Here is a 24,756-nt window from a genome sequence, read left to right on the forward strand (position 1 = left end):
TGACCTGGTCTGTCGCAGCGGCCACTGCGATGGACTGGAGAGGTCGCGATCGAGCAACGTCTCCGGCCGTCTGTTCGGTCGATCGGCGCGGACGGCGGCACCGCTACGTTCTCAGCGTCTGTCGCGAGGCGCCGAGACGGAATTGCGAAGCTGTATTGTGTTGTCTGGCCCGCGTACCCGACGGAGCGTGACCGCACAGATTGGATAGGTGGAACGCAGTTGTCGTTCCCGCCATGATCAAATGGAGAGCTGGATGTTGTGCCTTGGATTAAGTGGTGGTCTTGACAGAATCTATGAAAGATCACCAGAGCTCCCGAGTACATTTCTTCACGATGGCGCTGCGGTCCTTGTGCAGGATGGCCGCGTGATTGCTGCCGTCGAAGAGGAGCGCCTCAACCGGGTCAAGCACTCCAACAAGTTGCCGAGCAACTCCATCCGATACTGTCTTTCTACCGCAGGAGTTGAACTCGGCGAGATCGACCGTATCGCGTTCTACGCGACTGAAGCCTACTGCAATGCAATGCTCGAGCGTCTTTCTGTTTCCAAGCCCGTTCCTTTGGACGCCAAACTGTTGATGCGCCAGCTGCTCGCACGGGAGTTCGACGCCGAGATCGATCCGTCGCGGCTTTCCTTCGTAAATCACCACGAAGCGCATGCCATGAGCTCGTTTGCCATGTCCGGGTTCGAACAAAGTCTCATTTTGACGATCGACGGTAGTGGCGATTTTCTCTCCGGCTTATTGGCGGTGGGGTCTGGCATCGAAATTGCGCAACTTGCAAGCTTCCCGGAACGTAACTCCCTGGGGCTGTTCTATCTCGAGACGATCCGATATCTCGGCTACGGATTGTTCGACGAGTACAAAGTGATGGGGCTTGCCCCGTATGGTGATCCGGCTCCCTATCGCGAACTCTTTGCACAGTTCTACGAGTTGTTGGACAAGGGTGGCTATCGCGTTCACTTGGATCGCATCGCTCCGGCCCTGGTCCGCCACATCGAGGTTCGCCGAAAAGAAATGCCATTCACCCAACAGCATCGAGATGTCAGCGCTTCGCTGCAGGAGGCGCTGGAGCGAATCGTGTTTCACATCCTGCGGCACCATCGTGAAGCGACGGGCATGACACGCTTGTGCCTGGCTGGAGGGGTAGCCCATAATTGCACGCTGAACGGTAAGCTGCTTTATTCCGGGCTATTTGATGACATCTTTGTTCAACCCGCGGCGCACGACGCCGGCTGCGCGCTCGGCGCTGCATTGATCGTATCAAACGAGCTGGGCAGGCCGGCGCCGCGCGAGCGACTGCCGGACGTCTATTGGGGACCCGATCTCGGCAACGAGCAAGCCATAGAGCGTGAGCTCAACGCATGGTCAGGCCACCTCGACATTCAACGAAGTGATGACATAGCATCCATTGCGGCAGAATGGATGGCAAATGGCGCTGTAATCGGTTGGGTTCAGGGCCGCTCTGAATTCGGCCCACGTGCGCTTGGTAACCGCAGCATTCTTGCGGACCCGCGGCCAGCCGATAACAAGAATCGAATTAACGAGATGGTCAAAAAGCGCGAGAGTTATCGTCCGTTTGCGCCGTCTGTGCTGGTTGAGGATGCGAGCGAGTTCTTCGAGCTTCCAGGCGGCACGAGGGAGCTGCCGTTCATGAACTTTGTCGTTCGCGTGCATGAAGCCCAGCGTAGCGTGCTCGGTGCTATCACGCACGTTGACGGCACCGCTCGGCTGCAAACGGTGTCGCGCGAGACCAATCCCGCTTATTGGGATTTAATCAACGCGTTCAAGAAGATAACTGGCATACCGATTCTTCTAAACACGTCGTTTAACAACAATGCCGAGCCGATCGTTGATTCGGTGTCAGACGCGATCGTTACGTTCTTGACGACCGATTTGGACGGACTTGTGGTCGGGCCGTTCCTGGTCAAGAAGCGGACGGCAACATTGGAGGATTGGAGTGCACTGGGCGTTTCATTGCCACCCTATGCATCGCTTCATCGTGTCCGCTCTCACGTAGCGGTAGATCGTCAGGAGACGGTCTGCGAGATCCGCACGGGACATTCCGCCCGCGATAGTATGCGTATCTCACATGAGCTTTTCGAGATCTTGATGCGGGTCGAGGGCGAGGCGTCGCTCGGCGGGCTGCTCGACGGAGCCATGCTGGGCCAGGCCAAGCGTGAAGATCTCGTGAAGGAATTGCGGCTCGTGTGGGAGCTGCGAGGCGTTCGTCTGCATCCGCCGCGCGCGGATTGCGGCCGCAACACAGTGTAAAGCGAAACATAGCCGTAACTCATGAGCATGGCCATGTCGATGCCTGCATGGAGGAGGCCAGGCCATCCGACGCACGGGGGCATCGGGCATCCGGCTGAAATCGGCACGTCGCCGCAACACCGCTCAAGAAAAGACGGAAGGTGTTGCGAGAACGCGGCCCATCACGGATAGCACTGCTATGAAGTTCTACCGACGCAGCTCGCCGGCACCGCGATTTCAGACTGTGACGTCGGACGAGATGATACATGAGATGTCTGCAATTGCGTCTCTTGTCCAACCAGGAGCCCGGGAGGTGGCCATGCAGAGCGGTTCGAGGAATGATAGGTTCGTAGTGTCCCGACGACGTACGGGATTCGGTGACTGCCTGTGGTCGCTGGCGGCAGCTTGGCGTTTTGCACAGCGGACCGGGCGAAACCTGGTCATCGATTGGCGAGGATCCTGTTATCTCGACCAACCGTTCATCAACGCCTTTCCAGTGTTCTTTGAGCCAGTTCAAGACATTGCCGGCGTACGGGTGATTTGCGACGACCAGATCAATCAGCGCTCGTTTCCAGGACCATTCTTCCCGAGTTGGTGGAATAAGCCATCGATCGACTGCGTCTATCGGCCGGACGAGCAAATTTTCAAAGAGCGCGACGAACTCGATCAATTGTTTCAAAGCCAGCAAGACAGTGACGCGAACACTGTTGTGTGTGACGCCTGCCTGATGTGGCGCTGCGATCAAGAAGCAGAACGGGAAATTTTTCGGAGCATCAAACCACGATCTGAGATTCAGGCCCGGATTGATGCGATCTACCGCGAGCACTTTGAGCCCTACAGCATGATCGGCGTTCATGTTCGACATGGCAACGGCGAGGACATTATGGGGCATACCCCGTATTGGGCCGATCCGGAGCGGGCCCTGCGACAGGTCTGTAATGCCGTCGAAATGGCGAAAGCGTTGCCACACGCAAAACCCGTGAGGCTGTTCCTTTGCACGGACAGTGCGCTCGTCCTCGAAAGGATTTCGGCGACATTTCCTGATGTCTTCACGGTGCCAAAGAGTTTCCAGGCGCCTCAAGCCGGACCATTGCATAGTGGCGCGCTCGGAGCCGCGGGCGGCTTTTCCGCCTTGATCGAAATGTATCTCCTTGCGAGGTGCGACACTGCGATTCGTTTTCCTCCGACGAGCGCATTCACGCGCTATGCGCGCCTGTTTGCGCCACGCGTGGTAGAGTTCGACCTGAACGATCCGGCCCGGCTAATCTTAATTGAAGAAGCGTCCCGAGAGCTGGTGACGTAAAGTGATCGCTCGCCTGATTGATCTGTTGGTCGCTCTTTGCATTGAGAAGTACTATCACTTCTTCTCCGCGGGCAGAATTGTTGCCAAAGCAGCTCGTGGTGGCGAGGTTCCGTTAAAGGACGCCGACAGCCAACAGCCAAATAGCGACCGTGGCACCCGAACACGGTGAAGCGGCGTTCCGCCGCGCTCAAAAAGGTACAACCAGTCTTCGTCATTGCCTCGCGCGAGCCTCGTCAATCTCGTTGATCCTGACGTCGCACAAGGACCACCCATATTCCCGCCGCCGGCATTAGTCGGGACAGTCGACGCAGTCGGCGCTATTACGCCACGGAAACAGGGAATCGAAAATTGCTGACCTACGCTCACCAGAGCGGACGCCGTGCAGTGCGAGCCTCAAGGCCTTCAGACCGACCACGACCTCGTCCCAGCACTTGCGCCTAAGTGGACGAGAAGGGTTAGGAGCTGGGCATCGGCGATACGCAATGTAGCAAGCTGTTTCCGGCGAGCCCGAAGTCCGGCGGCATCCTGATCGCGTCCCGTCGCTCGCCGGTCGCCGCCGCTGATCTGGACGTGACGGCGTCGTGAAGGAGGGCACAATGGCGACCCTGATGAGCGTGGCTCTCGCCAATAACATCATCAGAAAGTCCTCAAGCGGCACCGGTGGGAACCGCTCCTGGTTTAGATGGTGACGCAGCGCGAAAGCCATTTGTTCATCACCTCGCTCACCTTTACCCAAATGCGTCGCGGCATGCTGGAGCCCTGATCGTTTAGGCCCTGAGGCGCCAAATTTTATTCGCGGGGCGCACTGCACCGTTCAGCAAAAAAAGCGGCTTCATCTGGGCGAGATCACGAAGGAGCGCAGACGCTGCAAACAAAGGAGGTCCCGGGCAAGAACCGCTCTGTCGGGGTGTTCGTCTTCCGTAGTTCGCTACAGCGATCTTCTGAAGGTGTTCTGGCGCAGCCAGGGTGCATGCTTGTTCACAGACAGCCCGGAGGTGGGGTCAAATTGATACCATCATTGGCCGTGAACGACAGGTTAGGGCTACGCGCGGGAAAATCGGACGTGCGGGGATGATTACGTTAGCTTTGGGTCGCTCGAGCTACGGCGACGGGCCGGACGCTGTGAACCGATGCGCTGCGAAAAACTCTGCCCAGCGGTTGGCGTCTTCGATCGTGCGTTCAGGATTCAGCGTACGCCTCATGGCCTGTATTGCTCGCGCCGACGAGGAGGGCGAACTCCTGACATTTTGTCGCTAGCGCCACCATTGTCGCAAAGACAACGCGACGCCTCACAGCCCCCGCCAGAGCGCTCTGCATCCGCGACACCAGGCCGCAAAGCCGGAGCGGCGTCGCGTCGGCTATGGTGGCCCAATTCCTGCTTGGAGTGAGCGAGCACGCAGGAGAGGAGGTGGGCGTGGGTCTCGATCTGCCAAATGACGATCCGATCCCAGCCGCACCATCGGCGATGCACTCGACTTGTCCTTTTCATGTCGATAAAGTTGGCGTGCATCGAGGAGAACGGAAGGCGATGCTGCTAACGGGAGCATCGCGCGGAATTGGTCACGCCACCGCCAAGCTATTTTCCGAAGCTGGCTGGCGTATCATTTCTTGCGCGCGCCAGCCGTTTGACGGCAAGCGCTGCCCGTGGAAATCAGGGAGCGAGGATCATGTCCAGATCGACCTAAGCGACCATCGAATGCTGCCGCGCGCGGTGAGCGAAGTGAAGAAACGTCTGAGCGGCGGAGTTTTGCATGCGCTGGTGAATAATGCCGGGATTTCGCCCAAAACACCTAATGGGGACCGGCTAACGTCCTTGGCGACATCCACCGAGACATGGATGAGGGTCTTCCACCTCAATCTCGTGGCTCCGATCCTGCTCGCGCAGGGCTTGTTTGACGAGTTGAGAGCTGGGTCAGGATCGATCGTCAATGTGACTTCGATAGCCGGATCGAAGGTGCATCCGTTCGCTGGAAGTGCCTATGCGACATCGAAGGCGGCGCTTGCAAGTCTCACACGCGAAATGGCGCATGATTATGCGCCGCACGGCATTCGTGTGAATGCGATCGCTCCCGGCGAAATCGGGACAGACATGTTGTCGCCCGACACCCAAGCGCGTCTTGTACCAACCATCCCGCTGCGCAGAGTGGGAACGCCCGATGAGGTGGCCAAGGTCATCTTCTTCCTGTGCTCAGATGCTGCGAGCTACATCACGGGAGCCGAGCTGCCGATCAACGGCGGGCAACATCTGTGATCGGCCTCGCCTGGCAACGAAGCTGACGTAAGCTGCAGCAGTGGAACGTGTGTTCTACGCTGGCGTCGGTCACCCATTCCGCAAAACAAAACGCACTGAAAGTTTATCGTCGTGCCACGAAAAGCTGTTACGTTTCTATGTCATCTCGTCACCACTTGGCGCTAGATCGAGAATGACATGCAGAACGAAGTTCGCAAACCAGAAGAAGGCGCCAGGGAAGGTGATCAAAACATCGGAGATCGTCTCATGCTGCATATCGCTTCCTCACGCGAAAGGCCTGCCTCACAAGTGGAGCCGGAACGCGAGCTCTCCGTCGAGCCGTTGCGCGAGAGCGCACTGACCGGTATTTTCGAAATATCGAAGATACTGAACGCTCCGTGCCGGCTTGAGGTCACGTTGGCCAACGTTCTCGATCTTCTCCAATCGTTTGTGCAGATGCGACACGGTATCGTCTCGCTGTTCGACGATGACGGGATGCCCGACATCACGGTAGGCGCCGGTTGGAGCGAAGGCAGCGACGAACGCTACCGGATGCGCTTGCCCCGAAAGGCGATCGACCAAATAGTCGCGGCGGACCGGCCTCTTGTCGCCGAAAATGTGGCAGCCGATCCGACATTCAGCGCTGCCGACCTCGAGCTGCTGGGCGCCTCGGATAATACGCCCGTGTCGTTCATCGGAGTTCCAATTCGCATCGACCCCAAGGTCGTGGGTACGCTGACAGTCGATCGTTTCCGGGACGACAGATCGAGTCTGCGGCTCGATCATGACACGCGGCTGCTCGCCATGATCGCCAACCTGGTGGGACAGACAGTTAAGCTGCATCGCTTGTTCGCCTGCGATCGCGAACGGCTGATGGTTGAGAAGGACCGGCTACAAAAGCAATTGTTTGAGCTGAAGCAACCAGCACGGGATCGCAAGAAGGTCAACGTTCATGGCATCATTGGCGACAGTCCGGCGCTCCGTGGGCTTCTCGAGAAGATCGCGATCGTAGCCAAATCGAACAGCACGGTTCTACTGCGCGGTGAATCCGGGACCGGAAAGGAATTGGTAGCCAAAGCCATTCACGAGTCGTCATCACGCGCCAAACGGCCCTTCGTCAAGCTGAATTGCGCGGCGCTGCCCGAGACGGTCCTGGAGTCCGAATTGTTTGGCCATGAAAAAGGTGCCTTCACCGGCGCGTTCAGCTCGCGCAAGGGGCGCTTCGAGCTTGCTGACAAAGGGACACTATTTCTTGATGAGATCGGCGAGATTTCGGCGCCGTTCCAGGCGAAGTTGCTGCGAGTTCTGCAAGAGCAAGAGTTCGAGCGCGTCGGCAGCAACCAGACCATCAAGGTCGATGTTCGTGTCATAGCAGCGACCAACAGGAATTTGGAAGAGGCCGTAGCAAAGAGCGAGTTTCGTGCTGACCTTTACTATCGGATCAGCGTTGTTCCCTTGCTCCTGCCACCGCTGCGCGAGCGGCGGAGTGATATTCCGCTGCTGGCCAGCGAGTTTCTCAGGAACTTCAACAACGAGAACGGACGTACGCTGACCTTGGAGGCGAGCGCGATTGATGTGCTCATGAACTGCGGATTTCCCGGAAATGTCCGAGAGCTCGAAAACTGCATTCAGCGCACGGCGACGTTGTCCGCTGGGCCAGCGATCGTGAGAAATGATTTCGCTTGTTGCCACGGCCAATGTCTTTCCGCGATGCTGTGGAAAAGTACATCGGAGCAGATGATCATGCCACCGGTGCCGAGCACGCCGGTACTGGCTAAGTCGATCGCTCCGATATCGGAAGCGACCGCGCCGGCTCCGCCAGGCGGCAGCGAGTTGGCCTCGCTAGCTGCCCCTCCTGGCACAGTCCTCGTAAGCGGCGCGAAGATCGCCGATCGCGAGCGAGTCATTGCGGCCATGGAGAAATCTGGATGGGTGCAGGCAAAAGCAGCGCGCTTGCTGGGACTAACCCCGCGTCAGATTGGTTACGCGTTGAGGAAATACGGAATCGAGATCAAGCGGTTTTGAACGCAAGGATATTGCGTCATTTGCCGGACGTGCCTCGCGGCGGCACCGGGATGGCGCGGCCTGGACGCTTGTCGGTATTCGTCCCTCGCAAAAGCGGGCCAGGTCGCGCGATCGGTTCGGTGCAGGCCTTTGAAATGGCGAGCAAAGTCCAAGGAGAGCCGGTGATGGTACGAGACTTGCTGTCTTCTTCGCAGCTGTCGCAACTTTTGGAGCAACTCCGTGCACAATGTCGTCTGCATCAAACAGGTTCCTGACTCTGCGCAGATCCGCGTGCACCCCGTTACCAATACAATCATGCGTCAGGGCGTGCCGACAATCATCAACCCATATGACCTCTTTGCACTTGAGGCCGCGCTGGAACTGCGCGATCGGTTCGGCGGCGAAATAACCGTGCTTACAATGGGCCCGCCTTCGGCGGAAGATTCTTTGAGGAAGGCGCTGACCTATGGCGCCGATCGCGCCGTACTGCTCACCGATCGATGTTTTGCGGGCTCCGACACCCTTGCGACGACGTATGCACTGGCAACAGCCATCCGAAAGATTGGTAAGGAATATGGCCCGGTAAACCTCATCTTCACGGGCAAGCAGACCATCGACGGCGATACCGCGCAGGTTGGGCCCGGCATCGCAAAACGGCTGGGCGTGCTGCAGCTTACCTACGTCGCCAAGGTCAGATCCCTGGATCTCGCCGCACACACAATCGAAGCGGAACGACGTTCCGAAGGTGGTATCCAGGTGCTGCACACGAGACTTCCCTGTCTCGTCACCATGCTGGAGGCAACAAACCAGATTCGGCGCGGCACGATGGCGGATGCCTTACGTGCCGCACGGGCGCCCATCGTAAGATGGAGCGCGCACGATGCCGGCGTCGAGGACATCTCTAAATGCGGACTCAAGGGCTCGCCGACCGTCGTCAAGCGAGTGTTCGCGCCGTCTGCACGCGCTGAGAAGGCGGCCTTGGTTGAGGCCACAGAGCAACCGGCGCTGGCGCTGATAGACGCCATTTTCAAGCATCAACCCAAGCTCGAAGCCGATCTCGCGGCATCGGCCGTGACGCTTGATCTGGATAGAAGCTAGTCAGACCATAACACAAGGTCAGCTTCGAGGTGGCCAGCGACGACGAGGCGAAACCCATCTGCATCAGGAAGCATCGGACTAGAGCGATGCCGTTTGCACGCCCAAGGTGCTGTCCTTTGGGTGAGGGTGTGAACGGTCGGCTGTTCTCGACGGTTTGGCGGTGCCCCGATAGATCGTCAGTGCCGCGATAATGCCGAGCGCGGCTGAGAACATCAGCCAGTACCCCGGTGAAGCCTTGTCGTTGGTTTGCTCGATGAGCCAGGTCGAAGCCAATGGCGTAAAGGTGCCAAACAAGGCGGCCGCGAGTGCGAAGGCCAGGGAAAAGCAAGTCGTACGCACATGCGCGGGCACGATCTCAACGAGCGCGCCCAACATAGTTCCGCTGTAGGTGCCAAAATAGAACGATAACATCATCGCGACCGCCAACATCTTGCCGAAGGTGGGCGCGCTTACCAGCCAGTGCAAAGCCGGATACGCTGTCACCAATGCAAGGCCGGCAATGCCGAGCAGAACTGGCTTTCGGCCGATTCGGTCGGAGACGGCGCCGCCAATTGGGTTCCAGATGAAATTGGTCATGGCGACCAGGAGCGTCACCAGGAGAGCGTCCTGAGCGGACAGCTTCAAGACTGTCTTGCCGAAAGTGGGCGTGTAAACGGTGACGAAATAGAAGGTCGTTGTGCTCAGGATCGCCATCATCATTCCGAGAACGACTTTGCGCCAGCTGACCAGCGCCGAGGCAAAGATCTCGCTGGCCTTCGGATGCTTCTTCATCCCTAGAAATTCCGGCGTTTCCTCCAGCGTTCGACGAAGAAGGAAGATAAGCGGGATGATAAGGCAGCCGAGAAAAAACGGAATGCGCCACCCCCAGGAGGCGACGGTTTCGGCCGGCATCGACTCGTTCAGTAGGTATCCCACGCTTGCCGCGACAAAGATCGCGACCTGCTGGCTGGACGATTGAAAGGATGTATAGAAGCCGCGATTGCCTGGGGTTGCGATCTCCGCCAGATAGACTGAAACGCCGCCGACCTCGACGCCGGCGGAAAACCCCTGGAGCAGCCGCCCGGCCAAAACGATAATCGGGGCTGCAATGCCAATGATCGCGTAACCAGGACAGAAGGCGATGATGACAGTACCGATCGCCATGATCGATAGCGTGATGATCAGGCCTTTTCGACGGCCGATCTGGTCGATATAGGCGCCGAGGACGATTGCGCCTACAGGACGCATTAAGGCACCCAGCCAGAACACGCCGAAGGTGTTGAGCAGGGAGGCTGTTTCACTTTCGGATGGGAAGAAGGCTCGTCCGATAGCGCTGGCGTAAAAGCCAAACAGGAAAAAGTCGAATTGCTCGAGGAAATTGCCGCTTGTTGCACGCAGGATCGCATTGACGCGCGATTTAACCGTCCCGTGCTGAATAAGTGTCTGTGACACGCGAGTTTCCTTCCCGTCAAAAATGGCCGGTTCGGAAAACCTCACGCCAGCCCAATTGCATCCGGCCGTAACTTTGTCATTGGTGACATTACCGGCCGCGCGGAAGGCGCCTGATCATTTCGGCGTATTTTCGACGATAATTAGCTTAGTGCACATATTTCGCCGCCATTTCGCGGAGCACCAGCAGATATCAAGTCAATTGCCGCAAGCTAACTTCATTTCAAACCAAAATGGACAAATGCATGAGGTATGTCGTTTGCCGGCTCACGGCAGCTATGAGGCATGTTGGGGCGATCTCGGCGGTCAAGGCCGCATGCCCTCGCGGGCAGAGGCTGGCACTTATTTGCTGCTCGATTTCCGACAGCCACGCAAGCCGTGTCAGACTCAAGACATGCCCTGACGAGCCGGCACGAACGTTTTCTCAGACTATTCCGAAACTTATGGCGTGAGACCAGGCTTGGCACGGCGATTGCTGAAAACGTGCAAGACAACGGGAGCGGACGAGTGCAAGCGGGACGGGCAAGAACCAGCGGCGGTGTTTTCTCAGATGCTCGTGGCGGCCGAACTGCCGACATCTCGTGCAGATGTTGGCCGAAGCTCTCAAGCGCGCGGTAGGTTCGCCTCCTTCCGGCAGCGCTGTCCCAAGCGCGTAGCCAGCCAGAAATAGCAATGTGCAGAAACTGCGAGGATTCGATGCATCTTACGACCGACGTCAAGCCAGGCACGAACGCGCAAACAGACGCGCGTTCCTGTGACGCAAAATCCCGATGCGTTTGCGCCGGCCAATAACCCAACATGATTCTGCGCGTGATGCCTGGAGGCGCCGACAATGCGTAGAATTGGACGGATCTGGATCGTAATCCGACAGGGTTATCGGCGCTTCAATCAGTGGGCGTGCTCCTTGTGTGAACAGGATTGAGCTCAAGACGCCCGGCTAAGGGTGGCCGCGGGGACGACGGTGATCATAAGCGCCATCGCGCCTACGGTGTCTTCTGTCTCGACTGGCCAATAGTTGGTCACGACGAGAATTCGTTTCTTCAAGGCTTGTTCTATCCTCATGGCTATCGTCTAAATGACGTCTTCTCAAGCTTCTCGATTTTCGCCGGATCAGCCTGCGCAGATAATCTGCGCGCATTTGACCGCGCGCGCGCGAGCTCTGTCTGGCACACATCCCTTTGCTGAGGAGCTGTCCGAAGAGCAGTTTGCTAGCCTGCTTCCTGAATACCTGGCGATGTCGCAGGCGTTTCCCTACCTGCAGGCAGGATCGCAAAAGGATCTCATATTCGATGCAATGCATCATAATCGTGATCTTCCCAGAGATATTGAGCTGACTAGCGTCGTCGCAAACTTTCTTTGCTGGGATGAGACAGGCGGCCATGGCCGAATTCTCCAGGGTGGCAAGGCCGCGCTACCCGACATTCTGCTGACCGAAAAGTTTCACTCAAACCTGTTCAGAAGGGATGCATCGCGACTGCTCGGCAAAGCAATACGTCCCAACTATAGCACGACGACCAACCGGTACCTGCATTCTCTCTATGACGGATTGTCAGCAAAAGACCCCGTGGTGCGTTGCGCCTACATGGTCGCCTTTGAGCTGCACGCTGCGGAGATGATCCAGGCGCTGTGGACCACCACGGTCAAAACCTTTGATGCGAGGCCCGACGATCTTGAGTACTTCCGCAGCCACGTCGGTGGAAGCGATCCAGCCGAGAAGTATCATGCAGAAATGACAGGCCGCCTCATTGGCGAACTTGTACCGGCTGATCGCAATGGTTTCTTTCTGGACGAGTTCGATCGAGCCTATCGACTGAACTTGCAGTGGTGCCACGATTTGCTCCGGACTGTCTCAGTTGAGCAAAATGACCGAGCTGAAATCGAACACCGCGGCCACTGTCACTGTGGATCTGTCAAATTCCGCGTCCGGGCGCCGCAGCAGCTCTCGGCAGTTCGATGCAATTGCTCGATCTGTCAGATGTCCGGATTTATGCACTTGCTGGTACCTGGCGATAAGCTCACGATTGAAGGTGGCGAAGAGCTCCTCACCACTTACCAGTTCAACAAGAACATCGCCCGGCATACGTTTTGTCGGGTTTGCGGCGTCAAGCCATTTTATCGGCCGCGGTCGAACCCCTCCGGATTCAGCATCAATGTTCGATGCCTGGATAAAAGAACGATCGAAGGCATCAGAATAGTCGAGTTCGATGGCGAGCATTGGGAACAAGCATTCCGCTCGATGCAAACAGGACCGAGGCTCTGCATTGAAGAACAAACCCCGGAGTGAACCCAATGGCGCGTTCAGCAAATCATAAAAAGGGCCTACTGTCAGAAGAGGCCCTGACGAAATTCCGCATAGAGCTCCTGGTAAAAGGTACGATCGTGATCGGCCCCCAGACGTTATTTACACAAGATGAACTGGCGAGGATCAATCAGCTGCAGGCTGAGATTCCCGAAGAAGAGGTGCGGTTGGGAGATGCTGGCGACTCGCACAACGTATTTGTCAAACGCGTGAGGGTGGACCCGCCCGGCCGTAATCCCAGCACTGTGGATGGCGCGGCGCCGGGGCAAATTATCGATCTGCTTGAAAGGAAGGACCGCAGCTTCGCATTAAAAACGATCTTGGGAGCATCGTCGGAATATGTGATTCGCAGATGTCAGTTGCATCGCATGCCTCCTGGTTCGTTTGTTGGCATCCATCTGGATGCCGAGAGCGATCCAGACTTTGAGTACTCCGTAATTGTGCAGCTCGCGCAAGAATTTGAGGGTGGTGAATTCGTCGTATATCCGAGCGCTTACGAGCAGCAGGTGTTTCGACCACCGTTTGGTGCGGTGCTCGTCACAACATGTAGGCTGCGCCATGAGGTGAAGCCTGTCTCCGCCGGGGAGCGCCGGTCGCTGGTCTACTTCTGTTCGAAGCGCAGCGGCACAAACCGGCGCGTCATCGAAAGCTCTACCAGCGGTCATGAAGCAAGTTAGCTCGAGTACTAGCGAATAAGTCTAGTGGCAGAAGAGCTTTCAGACGGTGAGATCGACAGATCGCACCAATCCTGCAGAACATCTATCCTGCGAGGTAGTCCATCGCTGCGAGGTGCGCCAAGACGTTGGTTCAAAGCGGAAGCAAGGTGCTTCGAGCAGTAAACACGGTTTTGCCGGAGCCATTGGTTTGGAGGGACCAGCGGAGATGCGTTCGCTGGCCCCCATCGTCACCTGATCCGCTTGCTAGAGGAGCGTTGCGGCGGATGGCGGAATTCGGCGACCGAAATTGAGGCTTAAGGGGATCCGCGCAAACACCGGCTCTACAGGCTGCCTTTCGCCGAGGCTGGCAAAAAGCTGATCGGAGCCATAGAAGCTACGATCGACAGAGTCGCGCGACCTGCCTCACAAGAATACTGGGACAACATCGCGGCAGGATATCGGCACGGTTTTCGAATGGGGGTGTTCCGGCGCCTGCGCGATGGTGTTGTCGGGCGCTCGTAGAAAGTTATAGGGTCGTCAGGTTCTCGACAGCTATCGGATCTAGCAAAACAGCTGGATCCTGGAACCCTTTGGTGTATGCGATGCGGATATTCCGCTTATTCTCGGGGGCAGGGAAGAGCTCCTCAGATGCGGAGCCGCCGAGAACACAGCCAGGCGCAATGTCGATTATCTTTTAGGCTTCGACCGCTGGCTCTTTACCAACCGCGGGTCGGGAATAGCTGAACGGCTCGACCACGGGATGCTGCATGAAGAGATCGAGAAGTTCATAGCAACGGGCATGCCACGAATGTGCGTACGGCACTGGTTCAGCTGCGGAGCTCTCAGGCGGCGGGCGGAGCTGTGCCAGTCGCAGGCAAACCTGACCTACAGGCCTGTCTGGGCGACGCAGCATTCATCGAGCAGTATAAGGAAGACGCGGCGGCCGCCGGCTCATCAAATAATTAAGCCAGTGTAAGGAGCCGTTGTTTCAGATCGCCGGCGGCGGCCCGGTCGTACGCAATCACGAGGCACTCCACCGTGCCAGCTTCTTCGTCAACGGCAAGCGGGATGACGCCCTGCTTGCGTGTGCCATCGAATAGAAGACCCTCTTTGGCGAAACGTTCATGCGCAGACCAGAGCGAACTCGATCGAACGTCCCTCACGGATGAAATAACGTAGGAGCCGGAGTAGTCGATCCCCAGAAGCCGGACGGCAATGCTGTGCAACACCGAGCCGCCACCCCAGCGGCCGTTCGCTTCATTGAATAGCAGCCGTCCGTCGTTCGCGAAAATGGCGTCAATATTAATCGGTCCGCGATATCCTAAATTGCGGGCAAGGGATACGAATCGGTAGGCATGCGCCTGCGCAGTCAACCATTGTTCATTGCCCAGATCGCTTGGAAGCTCAAGTCCTGTCCAGATCAGAGCGCGTTCGGATCGATCGGTGCTCCGGCGTAGTCGAATATTCCCACTGTTGATGAAAGTGATTGAGCCATCATGCTCGATTTCATACTCGAGATAGAACGGAGTTCGCGCCAAGTGGTACGATTCGACCACCAGCGTTTTGCATGACGCAGTTGTCATCTCAGACCAAAGTGCGTGCGGATCGAACGAGGGCCAGGTCATCTGTCGGGTCTCTCTCGCTCCGGGAAGCGGGCCGTCTCCATTGCTGCTCAGAATGACATTTCCGACCCCGCCGGCCCCATTGTCCAGTTTCACAATGACCCTGCCGGTTTCGTGCCGGAGCGAGTTGACCGCTCGGAACAGTTCGTTCGAATTCGTCGTTATAAAACCATTGGGCAACGGAAGTGCGACACTTGTCGACAGTTGACGGAAGTGGCTCTTGCGGTTCAATAGATCAGGCCCACGCTGTAGAGCGAATTCGTCGCCAGTCTGCTGTATACCCAGTACGGACGCCAGCCGCGCCACACCTTCGCTGGAGTAGCAGGGATATATCGTCCAGGATGATTTCTGACGAATATGCCTGTTGATTTGCTCAACCATGCTGTTGGACAGCAGTGCGCAATCGTTGAGGATCGGCGCTTCTCGGCCGCTTCCAGGTACAAGCAATGAAAGACTGGAGGCGTCGAAATTGAGCGTCGCGCCAACGTAGGAGAGCAGATCCGTCGGAATTGATAGGGGGGACACTATCAGATCGCCCTCCTGAGCAAACCACGCCGAACGGTAAACCGAGTTGGCGGCGAGCGAAAGCTGAGCTGCTACCAAATCGGGGCCCGACATTTGCGCCGTGCCGGCATTCATGATTATGATCCGCGGCATCAGTGACCTTTGCGCATTGGGATGTGATCAGAGTGAGAGACCCTCGATGCTGGCGAAGTCGCTGCAGCACAGCCTGTAAATGCCAGTCCGAAAAGCTCAATTTGCGCCGTCACGATGTGACCTGCGGCATCGCTGAGAAGTACAGCTAGCGTGCAATCCGCCGAACTCAATTGCCATTTGCTTTGTAACTTGATTTTGCGCCAGCATTCTTCAGCATGAAATGCTGGACCTTGCCCAACGCAGTTTTCGGTAGCTCTGCCGTGAAAATGATCTCGTCCGGAACCTTGTAACGGGCGAGCTGCGACCGGACATGCGCCATCAGCGCTTCTGCTTCGATCAGGGCGCCCGGTCGCCTGATTACATAGGCGACCGGTACTTCTTCCCAACGCAGATGCGGTCGACCGATGACGGCGCAATCTGCAACATCGGGATGACCAATAAGCACGCGTTCAACTTCGGCCGGATAGATGTTCTCTCCACCGGAAATGATCAGGTTCTTCTTGCGGTCATGCACCCAAAAATACCCGTCGGCGTCGCGACTTCCAATGTCGCCGGTGCGGTACCAGCCACCGTCCAGAGCCTTGCGGGTGGTCTCTTGATCCTCCCAGTATCCGCAGAAGACGTTGGGCCCACGTATTGCGATCTCGCCTGCGCCACCGGCCGGCAGCGTGTGCCCAGCATCATCTATGATCGCAGCTTCGCAACACAGACCTGCGAGGCCGCTCGATCCCTCGGGCGCGAGGCCCCCGCCGAACTTCGTATACACAGCGATCGGGCAGGTCTCCGTTGAACCGTAAACTTGCAGGACCGGCACCCCGCGCGCGGTAAAGAGCTCGACAAGATCGGGGGGCACCATAGTAGATCCGGTACAGATTGCCCTCAGCGCGGAGAGGTCTGTGCTATCCCATCGGGCATTCTCGGTCAGGGCTCGCATCATAGCCGGCACCAAAACCGCCAGCGTGGGTCGATCGCGCTCGAACGCGTCGAGAGTGGTCTCCGGTGTAAAGCGGCTGTGGATAGTAACCGTCGCACCGTGATGCAAACTGGGCGTCGTCTGGATGTTCAGTCCACCGACGTGAAACAGTGGCAGGACAGTCAAGGCGTGATCGGCCGAGGTGAGGTCATGCATGTGCTGACTCATGACGCCGTTCCAGAGCAGCGCTTCCTGACGCAGTACGGCGCCCTTCGGTCGTCCTGTCGTGCCTGAAGTGTAGACGATCAAAAGCGGGCAAGACAGGTCCGCACCCGGATTGCGTCCGTCAGTACAGTCTGCGTCCAGAAGATCGTCCAATTTGTTTCCGCTGATAGGTGTGAAGTCTAGCCCGACAACAGAAACAGAAGGCAGTTCCCTCGAGACAACAGGTAAGACTGCATCGAAGGACTGCTCAACTAGCAACACGTTTGCTCCTGAGTCGGACAGAATGAACAGCTGCTCGGCAGGCGCGAGCCGCCAATTTAAAGGTACGAGAATTGCGCCGAGCCGCGCGCACGCATACAGCAGCACGAGATAGTCTGGTCGGTTCAGGCTAAGGATCGCGATCCGGTCTCCTCGCTCTACCCCGAACTGGCTCTTGAGGGCGCAAGCCGCCCGCCATATCCGGCGATTGAGGCCCGCGTAGCTTAGAGTCTGCCCCTCGAAACGGATGGCGGCTTTATCAGGAGCATACGCTGCGTTGCGTTCAACTAGCGTGCAGAGGTCCAACTAAATCTCCATATGATCCAGCTCCGCGCAGCGGTTCGGACAGGCATCGCAACGCGCTCGGGAGGCCCACCACATGGTTCGGTTCCCGTTGCACAAGCGACAATCACACCTTCTGCAGCACGACGCAGCTATTGAATGTTGCCAGGGTTGCGATCAACGGATATTGCCTGGCGAATCGCTGGTGACTGATTACTCGTTCTGTTCGGCTCGGCGGCGGTCGTGTGCATCTGCCCGTAGTGGTAGGCGCACCATGACGACTGTTTCTTGCCCGGTCTTTGACAGACAGGCTCGCCGCACATATAGGCGGCTCTGGTATCTCCATCCTTGAAGCCGATGATGGCCCGGCACTGGCCTTCAATATGGTCGATCAACAAGACCTTGTTGCCGCCGTCAGGCTCTTTCAATTTGTTGCTCCAGGATACCAGGCAATCTCTTCGGTGCCGTTCCGCTCACGCCGAGTGACACTTGCAGCTCAGGCCCTTTGAAAACCTCTGGAGGCTCACGGCCTGTCGCAGTCTGCGCGGCGAGCATGCGCCGGCAGGCCGGCATGAACGGAGCGAAGAGCCCGTTCGGCGGACTGCTTCTGGGGCTGCCTCCCGGCAGAAGAGAGGGGCGGGTTCAATATCGGGAAGAGGCCGCGCCCTGCACTGGTGCTGCACCGAACCCTGCATCGATCTCGTCCGACGTCACCCTCTCGCTGCAGGCCCGGCTTGCGGCAGCCACAGTGTTGCGGTCCTGCAATGCCCAACCATTTGCAACTAGCCGCCAGCCTTAAGACGGCGGTCAAGACGCGTTGCGTCAACGTTTCGACCGAAAAGCCGTCGGGGATGAAGATCATGACCAACCGGCGCGGGGTTGTTCTGACTAGCTCAGACATTCGTCGATCCTTCCAGTCCCGGCGGCGGATGAAGATGCGTGCCAACCGTAAGATTGTACAACTTAACGTTACGTCCGATTCAAGCCCTTTCAGACAACCTCGCACGACCATGCCAAAGGATATGTCGGGACGGACCTCCGGGACGGGTGGAGAGCTTCTAGCGCGATCTGCGTCAGAAAGTCGCGCTGCCATGAGAATGGTTCTGCGGCTGGCAGGGCCCTTATCGAAAAGGCTCCCACTTCCAGCGATCGAGTGCTCGCTACCAGGAGCGATTGCGCGACACCCTCCGCTTGAGTTCGCTCGCCGATCGATGCGTGGATTATCGCAGTGTCTGATAGAGGCGATACAGCAGCCGCGCGCGGGGTTCAATCGATGAAATATAGAGTTGCTCATGATGCGTGTGCGCGCCCTTGCCGTCTACGCCGAGGCCATCAAGGGTTGCGGTAAGCGGCGCGGTGAAATTGGCGTCGGAGCCGCCGCCGCTGAACGCATCGAGCAGCTCGAAACCAATCTCAGCGGCAAGTTGCCTGGCGTGTTCGTAAAGCGTGGCGCCCGCCTTGCTCTTCTCATAGGGAGGACGGTTCAAGCCGCCCGATACTGTCAGGCGAACGCCATCGGTGCGAGAGGTGATTCGGAGAATTCTCGGCACCAACTCGTCTGCATGAGCCGTAGTCGGCACGCGCAGGTCGACTTCCGCATGGGCCTGTTCGGCAATTACGTTCGGCTTGGTGCCGCCGCGGACGACGCCAACGTTGACGGTGATGCCGCGCGAAAGATCGTTCATCGCTTCGAGCGTCTGGATCACATTGGCTAGCTCCCGGATCGCGCTATGGCCGTCTTCGGGGCGTTCGCCGGCGTGCGCTGGCGCGCCCTTGATGAACACATCGAAGCGGCCAACACCCTTCCGCCCGGTGACGATCTTGCCGCCGTCGCGCGCTGGCTCGGTAACCAGCACATATTTTGCCTTGCGTCCTTCGGCCTCGATCAGCGCCCGCGAGGTCGGACTGCCGATCTCCTCATCCGACACGTAGAGGTGGGTGATGCCGAGCGGCGGGCGCGCGTCGTCGGCGCAGATCTGCCGAAATGCATGATAGGCTAGATAGGCGCCGCCCTTCATGTCGTAGGTACCCGGGCCGAACGCGCTGTCACCGTTGATCTTGAACGGTAGTCGTCTTATGAATCCTATCGGATGAACTGTGTCGAGATGGCTCAACACCAGAATGCCCGGCACGCCTTGTCCCCAGGACGAGCGCGTGATCAGGTGATCGCCGCACCCCTCACGTCCCGAAATGCGCTCGATGGTGGCCGGCAGATCGCAATAGCCGGCGGCGACGACGTCAGCCAGCTTGTTGAGCTGATCCGGCCGTTCCGTCGGTGACTCGATCTCGACCCAGCGACGGATGCCATCGAGGATCGCGGAGGTTTCAAACGGGTAACTGGACATAGTGTCGGATGCCCCTCGAATCTCGACTTTCATCACTCGCGAGCAAGCTCATGGAACGACTACTTGCTCGCTTCAGGATCGAGCACGAGGATTGTGACGCAGTGTGCCTCTAAACCATGATCCTGCCGCGACAACGATGCTACGCGCCTGCCGAGGAGAACTGAGCTACCAAAGCTGGTAGTTTACGTCGGTGCTATGCTGGGCCAGCCTGCGGTAGGATGGTCTAATTAGTCGCGAGGTACGCGCGCTTTCAGCGCGAGGTGAGGCGGTAAGAACCAAAATCGTCCGCGAGTTGCCCGGATGAATGTTTGAAAAGGATCGCTTCAGAACCGGACGTCCGGTCAACGCGTATTCCATTCTAGCGGCGTTCTGCGCAGAACTTGGCAAGGGGCAAGGTTCGAAGCGCGCCCTGGAAGTTGATCAATGGATTGCCATGGCCAGCCCGAGCTGCGACGATTCGTCCGATAAAGATCCTGTGTGTGCCAATGATCTTGTGCTCATACAAAATGCATTCCAGCGCGCAAAGTGCGTTGGACAATAGCGGCACGTCGACCACGCCCTGAGTCCAGGAAGCTGTGCCGAAGCGATGAACACCTTTCGCTCCCTCCTGACCGCCAAAACGCCGGGCAAGGTCCTCCTGGTCACTGTGGAGAAGATTGATTGCAAAACTGCCGCTATCGAGTATCGCGTCATGCGCTTCAGATTGGGCGTTGATGCCAACGAGCAAGCACGGCGGTTCCATGCAGATGGACGTCACAGAACTCACCGTTAGTCCACGTCGTCCGCCGGCCGTTCCGGTCGTCACGATGGCGACGCCGCTTGCCAGATGTCGCATAGCATGACGGAAATCTGCCGGCTGGATAGACGGCATGTTCCCAACCACAGGGGATGACCGGTGCGTCATGACCTGCCTTTAGAGTTATACCTCACTCTGGTGCTCCGTTAGCTTGGGTAGGCTCGCGTTCATCTCGCGGCCGCAATTGGGCCCGCAGTCTCGGAAAACCGCGTGTCCAGAGGGCAAGGATGAGACCGAACATGACATTGATGTCCTCCGCGCGCGGACCAGAGTGCCGCCCAGGGTTAGCGCTCAATGTGCGCGTAAGAGCACACGCTTTTTTGCATCTAGAAGATGCACATCGAGCGTCGCGTGCAGAGAACCCCGCAGTTCGGGCGGGATCGAGCAATCCGTATCGATCAATTCACGAAATTTTCGAATGATGTGTTCTATCATTGCGATGGATCCGAGTGCTTCCAACTTCTGTGATGACATTATCTGACTATCTCCTTTAGAACGCAGCGCATGCCGCGGCTCTGTGTTTCGGCAACAGGCTCTGGAGCAGACCCTCGCCGATGAACAGGGATGGCTCTCGTACCGCGTCTTGAATGGCGCTCGCAGGCGGCGCGTGCTCATCGAAATCTCGAAGAAATAGACGCCCATTCGCAACTGCTATTGCATAGCCGCTTCTCATAACTGGCCTCCCCGTCGAACCATCTTCCAAACCGCCTGTTAGGCGTTGGAAACTGCAATCAAGCGTTTCAGTCGAGCGGCAGCGGCGCCACCGTCAAGCGCGTGTTGTGCGAGTGCGACACCCTCCTGCAGCGTCTCGACGCGGCCGGCCACGATCAATGCCGCCGCCGCATTCAAAAGTGCAGCGTCGCGAAATCGACCTGGAACGCCGTCGAGCACGTTTTGCAAGGCGACCGCATTGGCCTTGATGTCGCCGCTCTCGAGCGTCTCCTCGTCGCTACGGGCAAGCCCGGCTTGTTCTGGTGTTACTTCGAAGGTGCGCACCGTGCCGGCCTCAAGCGCTGCAACAAAGGTCGGCCCCGTGAGGGTAACCTCGCCCAGCCCGTTATAGCCATGAACCACCCACACCGATTCGCAGCCGAGGTTCTTCAACACGTAAGCCAGAGGCTGGACCCATTCGCGAGCGAATATTCCAACGATCTGCCGCTTGACCCTGGCCGGATTGGACAGTGGCGCGATGAGGTTAAGGATGGTGTGGGTCCCAAGTGCCGTCCGGATTTGGCCAACGCGCTGCATCGCAGGATAATGAGCTGACGCGAATGAGAAACCGATTCCGGCTTCGTGCACACAGCGCGCAACGGCCTCAGGCTTGAGGTCGACGTTGACGCCGAGATGCGCCAATAGGTCTGCAGTGTTTGCACCTGAATATCTATCGCTGTTGGCATGCCTGGCAACAGCAACGTCGGTTCCGGCCACGATAAAAGAGGCGCACGTCATCACGTTGGCCGAGTGTGGGGCGGTATCGCTCGTACTAGCGATACCGATGGGATCGCATGCCACCTCGACCCGCGGCATTCGCTCGCGTACCGCGGAGACCGCACCGGTGACTTCGTCGATCGTTTCGCCCCTGACTCGCAAACCCATCAACAAGCCGCCGATCTGCGACGGAGTCGCATGACCCGACATCAGGCCGTCGAATGCTGACGCAGCTTCGTCACGAGTCAGAGTGGCGCCGGTGGCAACTTTACCGATAATTGATTTCAGCGCTTCCATCGACTTTACGCATTCTTTGTCTGAATCTGAAGCGACCCGCTTCAACGGAGGCTTTTGTTGAAGAGACTTGGCACCGGCTGTCTTGATGAAGCCGGCCCATCGGCGGCACGGCCTAAATCGACGTTTGAGTGATCGGTTGGGTTGGGCACCGCCATTTCGGCAAGGCTACAACCTGACGCTACGTGAGGGTCAAGCTCTCCATGTCGTGATGCGGTCAAGAGATCGCCGACCGATGGGGGCAGTGCAGTTGCCGCGCCAGCAAAGATGGCGTGGTCTACTGCCGCTCATGTGCTTTAGCGGCGGCTTCTTGATCACGATCATTCAGCCGAGGCGACGGAAACTTGGAAAATCGTCCGGCTTGTCGGCACCGCTGTCCTGTCGGTAAAGTCGCCTCTCACGTGTTTTGGGCGGAGCAGTGCTGATCTGCTTCTGCAGACCATCCCGCAGAGTGCAAATCAAGGTGCATTAGGCGAAACCGGAAGCCATCACACCGCAACGGAGAGCTCCGGGTCTGCTTGCGTCAGGGTCTAAGTGGTCGGTGCTCGGTCCTGCCTTACAGTCGGAACACGCCGTACTGCGGCGCGTCGATCGGTGCGTTGAGTGAAGCACTCAACGCGATTGCAAGGGCGGTCCTGGTATCGACAGGATCAAGAATGCCATCGTCCCAGAGTTCGGACGTTGCATAATAGGCGCTTGATCGTTCGCGATATTCTTCAAGAACCGGTTCGCGAATGCCTGCCAGTTCCTGCTCAGAGAGGCGCCCTCCGGTGCGGGCCAATTGTCTCGCCTTGACGTGGGTGAGAACGCCGGCGGCCTGTTCGGCACCCATCGCAGAGATCTGAGAGTTCGGCCAGCTGAACACAAATCGAGGATCAAACGCGCGTCCTGACATGGCGTAAGTTCCTGCGCCATGAGAGCTGTTGCAAATAATAGTAAACTTCGGGACAGACGCGCTGGACACAGCCATGATCAGCTTGGCACCGTCCTTGGTGATCCCACGGCGTTCATATTCGCGACCAACCATAAAGCCTGTGACGTTCTGCAGGAAGAGCAGGGGCGTCCGGTTCTTGTCGCATATTTGAATGAAATGGGCGCCCTTTAGCGCACTGTCGCCGAACAGAACGCCATTATTGGCAACGATCCCGACTTGATATCCGTAGAGTCGGGCAAAGCCGCACACGAGTGATGTTGCATAATGCGGCTGGTACTCATCAAATCGACTGCCATCGACGAGACGGGCGATAATCTCCCGCATGTCGAACTGCCCTCGTGCGTCCTTTGGAATGATGCCGTAGAGTTCAGATGCATCATAGACCGGCGGCTCGGGGGCTACACGATTGATGCAGGATTTCGCCGGTCGGTGAAAGCGCGCGACAATGTTGCGCGCTATCGCGATTGCGTGGATCTCAGAAGTTGCGAAATAGTCGCCGGTGCCCGAAACGCTGGTGTGCATCAGGGCACCGCCAAGCTCTTCGGCGGAGACTTGTTCGCCAGTGGCAGCCTTCACGACCGGAGGGCCGCCTAGGAAAATTGCTCCCGTGCCTTCGACCACAATGTTGTACTCGCTAAGCGCCGGGACATAGGCCCCTGCCGCGGTGCAGTGGCCCATGACGATGGCGACCTGCGGTACTCCCATCTTCGAGAGTATCGACTGATTGCGTAGAATTCGACCCGCATGGTATCGATCAGCAAAGAATTCCGCCTGCAAAGGCAGAAAACCACCGGCGCAGTCGCATAGATGAACCACCGGCAGACGGTTTTCGATGGCTATGTCCAAGGCCCGCACGATCTTCTTGACCGAGAGTGGATACCATGCGCCGCTCTTCACGCTGGAATCGTCAGCGTGAATAATTACTTCTCGCCCCGCAACGATGCCTATGCCGACCACCTGCGCGGCGCCCGGGACCTCTCCATTGTAGGCCTTGTTGGCGGCTAGCGTAGAAAGCTCCAGGAAAGGAGTTTCCGGATCCAGCAAAGCTGCGATGCGGTTGCGAACAAACAGCTTGTTCTGCCGACGCAGCCGCTCGAAGTCTTTCTCAGGTCTTTCGAACCGGGCCGAGCGTTGGCGCACCTTCAATTCGGCAGCCAATTGTCTGTTGTGGAGGTCGTTGCGACGAAATTCCTGAGAATCGACATCTGCCGCAGAACCGATCCGCTGCATTTCAGAACCCTTCTTTAGACAGCGTTACGAGTGCGGCGTCGTGCTCGAAGTTCTCATTTTCCTTGACGTGAATCCGCTCGACGATGCCGTCCTGGGGTGATCTTATGATCGTTTCCAGCTTCATACTTTCAATCATCATTAGCGCCGTCCCCGCCGAGACTGAGTCACCAGGCGACACTGCTATCGCGACAACCATCCCGGGCATTGGCGCCCGGGCTACGAGGGGACAAGCCCCGTTATTCCCAGCCGCGTGGCTCCGTAGCGGATCGATGTAGCGCAAAGTGCGCGTTGTGCCGCGGATATGAAGGTGGATGAGCTCCCCCTCGATCACGAACCTGACGGGTTCGCTCTGCCCGGCAATGGTCAGGATACCGCTGCTCTCGCTGCGCTGGGTGAATGCGACGGGGGCAATCACCTCGTCTCGCAAATGCAGGCGGTAGCCATGCCGGCTGGCCGAAAGCCATAATGTATGATCTACGCCGTCAACCTCGAACGAGTGATACACT

Annotated in this window: 16 protein-coding genes; 7 read left to right on the forward strand and 9 right to left on the reverse strand. The window is 57.8% G+C overall.

The features are described from left to right. Positions 1 to 253 precede the first annotated feature (253 nt). The 5 genes from H8A92_RS03695 to H8A92_RS03715 all read left to right on the forward strand — a co-directional run bounded on the left by H8A92_RS03695 (position 254) and on the right by H8A92_RS03715 (position 8,883). Complete coding sequence (locus H8A92_RS03695; RefSeq protein ID WP_229194533.1) at positions 254 to 2,269, forward strand: carbamoyltransferase family protein; 2,016 nt, start codon at positions 254 to 256, stop codon at positions 2,267 to 2,269. 178 nt (positions 2,270 to 2,447) lie between these two features. Further along, positions 2,448 to 3,551, forward strand: a complete 1,104-nt coding sequence (locus H8A92_RS03700) for a nodulation protein NodZ (RefSeq protein ID WP_274613206.1) — start codon at positions 2,448 to 2,450, stop codon at positions 3,549 to 3,551. Positions 3,552 to 4,965: 1,414 nt separating this feature from the next. After that, positions 4,966 to 5,802 carry an SDR family NAD(P)-dependent oxidoreductase gene (locus tag H8A92_RS03705; RefSeq protein ID WP_420831285.1) on the forward strand — a complete coding sequence of 279 codons (837 nt, stop codon included), beginning with the start codon at positions 4,966 to 4,968 and terminating at the stop codon, positions 5,800 to 5,802. 177 nt (positions 5,803 to 5,979) lie between these two features. After that, the gene (gene nifA / locus H8A92_RS03710; protein ID WP_229194499.1) at positions 5,980 to 7,806 is read left to right on the forward strand and encodes a nif-specific transcriptional activator NifA; all 1,827 of its coding nucleotides are present in this window, start codon (positions 5,980 to 5,982) and stop codon (positions 7,804 to 7,806) included. A gap of 219 nt (positions 7,807 to 8,025) precedes the next feature. Beyond that, positions 8,026 to 8,883 (forward strand): electron transfer flavoprotein subunit beta/FixA family protein, encoded by an 858-nt coding sequence (locus H8A92_RS03715; protein ID WP_229194500.1) that lies wholly within the window; start codon positions 8,026 to 8,028, stop codon positions 8,881 to 8,883. A 78-nt stretch (positions 8,884 to 8,961) separates the two neighbouring features. Here the strand turns inward: H8A92_RS03715 and tcuC are convergent, their stop codons facing one another. Beyond that, positions 8,962 to 10,314, reverse strand: coding sequence for an MFS transporter (gene tcuC, locus H8A92_RS03720; RefSeq protein WP_229194501.1), 1,353 nt, complete (start codon positions 10,312 to 10,314; stop codon positions 8,962 to 8,964). A 1,072-nt stretch (positions 10,315 to 11,386) separates the two neighbouring features. On the opposite strand from tcuC, the gene H8A92_RS03725 reads away from it, so the two are divergent. After that, on the forward strand, positions 11,387 to 12,595 hold the full coding sequence (locus H8A92_RS03725) for a GFA family protein (RefSeq protein WP_229194502.1): 1,209 nt from the start codon (positions 11,387 to 11,389) through the stop codon (positions 12,593 to 12,595). A 5-nt stretch (positions 12,596 to 12,600) separates the two neighbouring features. After that, positions 12,601 to 13,287 (forward strand): 2OG-Fe(II) oxygenase, encoded by a 687-nt coding sequence (locus H8A92_RS03730; RefSeq protein WP_229194503.1) that lies wholly within the window; start codon positions 12,601 to 12,603, stop codon positions 13,285 to 13,287. A 941-nt stretch (positions 13,288 to 14,228) separates the two neighbouring features. Here H8A92_RS03730 and H8A92_RS03735 read toward each other — a convergent pair. From H8A92_RS03735 to H8A92_RS40940, 8 genes are all read right to left on the reverse strand, one after another. Next, a complete protein-coding gene (locus H8A92_RS03735; protein WP_229194504.1) occupies positions 14,229 to 15,527 on the reverse strand; it encodes a preATP grasp domain-containing protein in 1,299 nt (432 codons plus the stop codon). Positions 15,528 to 15,711: 184 nt separating this feature from the next. Beyond that, entirely contained in the window at positions 15,712 to 17,247 is a 1,536-nt protein-coding gene (locus H8A92_RS03740; RefSeq protein WP_229194505.1) for a class I adenylate-forming enzyme family protein, read from the reverse strand. A gap of 128 nt (positions 17,248 to 17,375) precedes the next feature. Further along, the gene (locus H8A92_RS03745) at positions 17,376 to 17,651 is read right to left on the reverse strand and encodes a hypothetical protein (protein WP_229194506.1); all 276 of its coding nucleotides are present in this window, start codon (positions 17,649 to 17,651) and stop codon (positions 17,376 to 17,378) included. A 792-nt stretch (positions 17,652 to 18,443) separates the two neighbouring features. After that, complete coding sequence (locus tag H8A92_RS03750; protein ID WP_229194535.1) at positions 18,444 to 19,601, reverse strand: M20 family metallopeptidase; 1,158 nt, start codon at positions 19,599 to 19,601, stop codon at positions 18,444 to 18,446. 325 nt (positions 19,602 to 19,926) lie between these two features. Continuing rightward, a complete protein-coding gene (locus H8A92_RS03755) occupies positions 19,927 to 20,439 on the reverse strand; it encodes a flavin reductase family protein (protein WP_229194507.1) in 513 nt (170 codons plus the stop codon). Between the two features lie 636 nt (positions 20,440 to 21,075). Beyond that, positions 21,076 to 22,089: an anthranilate phosphoribosyltransferase gene (gene trpD / locus H8A92_RS03760; protein WP_229194508.1), complete on the reverse strand. Its 1,014-nt coding sequence runs from the start codon at positions 22,087 to 22,089 to the stop codon at positions 21,076 to 21,078. 553 nt (positions 22,090 to 22,642) lie between these two features. Next, positions 22,643 to 24,250 carry an acyl-CoA carboxylase subunit beta gene (locus tag H8A92_RS03765; protein WP_229194509.1) on the reverse strand — a complete coding sequence of 536 codons (1,608 nt, stop codon included), beginning with the start codon at positions 24,248 to 24,250 and terminating at the stop codon, positions 22,643 to 22,645. A gap of 1 nt (position 24,251) precedes the next feature. Next, complete coding sequence (locus tag H8A92_RS40940) at positions 24,252 to 24,755, reverse strand: acyl-CoA carboxylase biotin carboxyl carrier protein subunit (protein WP_229194510.1); 504 nt, start codon at positions 24,753 to 24,755, stop codon at positions 24,252 to 24,254. Between the last annotated feature and the right edge of the window lies 1 nt (position 24,756).

The sequence above is a fragment of the Bradyrhizobium acaciae genome, assembly GCF_020889785.1.
Taxonomy (GTDB): Bacteria; Pseudomonadota; Alphaproteobacteria; order Rhizobiales; family Xanthobacteraceae; genus Bradyrhizobium; species Bradyrhizobium acaciae.